Origin of the sequence: Halobaculum sp. P14, from assembly GCF_051195155.1 — an archaeon.
Taxonomy (GTDB): Archaea; Halobacteriota; Halobacteria; order Halobacteriales; family Haloferacaceae; genus JBNTKA01.
Window position 1 is genome coordinate 1 of record NZ_JBNTKB010000009.1, and the last position, 3,463, is coordinate 3,463.

A 3,463-nucleotide genomic window follows, 5' to 3' on the forward strand; every position below is an offset into this window, starting at 1 on the left:
GTGGCGGCGTGGTGAGGCGTGGAAGTGTGTGGGTGCGGGGGTGCCGTGTGGGTGGCGGCGGGGAGGGTGGAGGGCGGTGCGTGTGTATGTGGAAATGTGGCTGTGGACGTGTGACTGTGGCTGTGGCTCTGTGTCTGGAAAAGCGGGGTTGGAAGTAAGTATGAGTATGAGTGGTGGGCGGCGAACCGGGGCTCCCAGAGGCTCGCGCACTCCAGTACTGACCGGTACGCAGGCGGGCTTAACTTCCGTGTTCGGGATGGGTACGGGTGTTGCCCCGCCGCTGTGGCCGCCCTAACGCCGACCACCGGGAACGATCCGGTGAATTGCCGTGTCGTCGGTGTCAGGATTGGTTCCTGTCTGCTGGCTTCTGTGTGGCCAATGTGTACGTGCAATCCAGGTAACGCCTGGACCCGTTCATGTTGTGGGTCTCAGTGCATGAGTGTGGCTTGGTCTGTTAGTGCTCGCGGACTGAACGTCTCGTTGCCTTGACGCGTACATCCCGAGTCTATCGAACTCGTCTTCTACGAGTGACCTCGGTGGTACCTCTTTTCCAAGTGGGTTTCGAGCTTAGATGCGTTCAGCTCTTACCCCGTGTCGCGTAGCTTCCCGGCAGTGCCCTCTCGGACAACCGGTACACCAGTGGCGACCAGTCGTAGTTCCTCTCGTACTATACGACCGTTCTCGTCAGGTACCGTAACACCCCCAATAGATAGCAGCCGACCTGTCTCACGACGGTCTAAACCCAGCTCACGACCTCCTTTAATAGGCGAACAACCTCACCCTTGCCCGCTTCTGCACGGGCAGGATGGAGGGAACCGACATCGAGGTAGCAAGCCACCGGGTCGATATGTGCTCTTGCCGGTGACGACTCTGTTATCCCTAAGGTAGCTTTTCTGTCGTAAATCCGGGCCATTGAGGCCCGTGATCCGTTCGCTAGACCACGCTTTCGCGTCAGCGTCACTCGCTTGGAATGACACTGTCAAACCTCCTTGTGCTCTTACGCTCGTCCGCGGGTTCCCGACCCGCGTGAGGAGATTTTGGGGCGCGCTCGATATCTTTTCGAGCGCGTACCGCCCCAGTCAAACTGCCCGGCTACCGGTGTCCTCCGCCAGGAGTGAGAGTCGCAGTCACTAACGGGTAGTATTTCAGTGCTGCCTCGGTGGCCCGCTGGCGCGGGTACCTGTGTAGCGGCTCCTACCTATCCTGCACGTTAGCGACCACGTCTCAGCGACAGCCTGCAGTAAAGCTCTATAGGGTCTTCGCTTCCCCTTGGGGGTCTCCAGACTCCGCACTGGAACGTACAGTTCACCGGGCCCAACGTTGGGACAGTGGCGCTCTCGTTGATCCATTCATGCAAGCCGCTACTGAAGCGGCAAGGTACTACGCTACCTTAAGAGGGTCATAGTTACCCCCGCCGTTGACAGGTCCTTCGTCCTCTTGTACGAGGTGTTCAGATACCTGCACTGGGCAGGATTCAGTGACCGTACGAGTCCTTGCGGATTTGCGGTCACCTATGTTGTTACTAGACAGTCGGAGCGCCCGAGTCACTGCGACCTGCCTCGTGCGAGGCAGGCATCCCTTATTGCGAACGTACGGGACTAACTTGCCGAATTCCCTAACGTCGGTTGCTCCCGTCGGCCTTGGCTTGCTCTGCCAGAGTACCTGTGTCGGATCTCGGTACGAATACCACGCTTGCCTTTTCACGGACTCTCGATTGAGTCGACTTGCGCTATCTCCACTTTCGTCCGCTTCGTGCCGTTACGGCGTCCACGGACTTCGAGGATTCGACCGGACGAAGGTCCGGCTCGACCGACTCCAAAGTGTCGGCGTTTACTGCGTGGCAGCACTGGAATATTAACCAGTTACCCTTTTGTCTCGCTCGAATTACGACGAGGCTTAGGATCGGCTAACCCTCGGCTGATTAGCAGTGCCGAGGAACCCTTACTCTTCAGGCCTTCGGGGTTCACACCCGAATATCGCTGCTACTGTGACCAGGATTTTCGTTTCTACACGGTCCACGCGAGCTCTCGCCCGTGCTTCCACCCGAATAGAACGCCAACCTACTGGATCACCTTGTGACAGGTGCCGCCAGGTCTCGGTGGTAGATTTGAGTCCCGATCATTTTGGGCGCCTCGAACCTCGGCCGGTAAGCTGTTACGCTTTTCTTAGAGGGTAGCTGCTTCTAAGCTCACCTCCCGGCTGTTTAGGGCTCGAGACAACCTTCCAATCACACTTAATCTACACTTTGGGACCTTAACCCAGCTCTGGGTTGTTCCCCTCATGGTACCCAAGCTTACCCCGGGATACCGGACTCCCTCCGTCCACGGCGTCCGTACGTTCGGAGTTCGACAGAGAGGCCGACTCCTCTCGGAGGCGGGTCTCTCAATCGGTGGCTCTACCGCACGGACTACCTCGGGAGAGGTCATGCTTCGACATGTTTCGGTTGGAACCAGCTGTTGCCGAGCTCGATGGGCCTTTCACCCCTATGCGCAGGTCACGGGAGGGTATTGTAGGACACCAACCCTAACGGGCCTCCACGCACCTTTCGGTGCGCTTCACCCTGCCCCCGCATAGATCGCTCGGTTTCGGGTCGCATCTCGCTGACTCCCCGCGCTTGAACACGGTGGCCCTCGCCGTAAGGCTGCGGCCGTATCGGTTTCCCTGTGCCTTCCCGGATAACCCGGTTAGACTCGCCAGCGGGATGCACTCCCTGGTTCGTTTTTCAAAACGTACGACGGAACATCGGCTTCCCTCGAGTCCTACTGGAGACTCGCGTCTCTGTCGTTCGTCGAGGGACCTTGTATGCCCCGTCGCTCCATCGCCAACTGATTTCAGGCCCTATTGCACCGCCCTTCTCGGGGTGCTTTTCAGCGTTCGCTCACGCTACTTGTTCGCTATCGGTCTCGAGGAGTGTTTAGTCTTCCCAGTCGATGCCTGGGGTGTTCACGAGGGATATCCAACCCCCGCTACTCAGGGTACTGATCCGCAGTCGTTGTCGACGGTACGGGACTGTCGCCCTGTTTCGTGCTCCGTTCCAGGAGACTTCTCGTCGACGCTGTCTGCTTGCTGTCAGCCCGTACACCACATTGCCCGTGAGGGCTTCGGTTTGGACTGTGTCGCGGTCACTCGCGGTTACTAACGACATCGCGGTTGCGTTCTCTTCCTGCCCCTACTGAGATGTTTCAATTCGGGGCGTTCCCCATTGCGCAAGGCAATTGCTTAGAGGATTCCTATTCGGACATCCGTAGTTCTTCGCCTCCATGCGGCTCCCTACGGCTTATCGCAGCTTGGCACGTCCGTCGTCGGCTCTCGAGCCGAGCCATCCACCAGCTGGCACAGTAGCCAATTAACTGATGATCACTGATACCCGATGAACGGGTCCAGTGGGCGTCTGGATTGCACGTACACACGGCCGTCATCGCACGTCCCGGGGACAACCGGGAGCGTACATCGACCCTTCCCA

General features: G+C 58.5%; 2 rRNA genes. Both read right to left on the minus strand.

What is annotated here, in order from left to right:
- Window positions 1–172: 172 nt before the first annotated feature.
- Window positions 173–294: ribosomal RNA gene (rrf, locus tag ACQUS7_RS14530) — 5S ribosomal RNA — on the minus strand.
- 142 nt (window positions 295–436) lie between these two features.
- Window positions 437–3,351 (minus strand): 23S ribosomal RNA (locus ACQUS7_RS14535).
- Between the last annotated feature and the right edge of the window lie 112 nt (window positions 3,352–3,463).